The following is a 206-nucleotide window of genomic DNA, read 5'->3' on the forward strand; positions in this document are numbered from 1 at the left end:
CGGCATCCTGACCGAAGCGGTGTGCAAGCGTCCGTACAGCGTGGTGCTGCTCGATGAAGTCGAAAAAGCGCACCGCGACGTGATGAACCTATTTTACCAGGTGTTCGACCGCGGCTTTATGCGTGACGGCGAAGGACGCGAAATCGACTTCCGTAACACCGTTATTCTGATGACCTCCAACCTTGGCAGCGATCATCTGATGCAAC

1 protein-coding gene is annotated in these 206 nt (G+C 55.3%); it reads left to right on the forward strand.

Annotation, left to right across the window (positions count from 1 at the left end; all coding sequences use genetic code 11):
• Window positions 1-206 (forward strand): AAA family ATPase (locus ACLRGG_RS21150; RefSeq protein WP_416251558.1); only part of this gene is annotated, 206 nt, incomplete at both ends.

This window comes from Erwinia sp. PPS120, from assembly GCF_047918655.1.
GTDB lineage: Bacteria > Pseudomonadota > Gammaproteobacteria > Enterobacterales > Enterobacteriaceae > Erwinia > Erwinia tasmaniensis_A.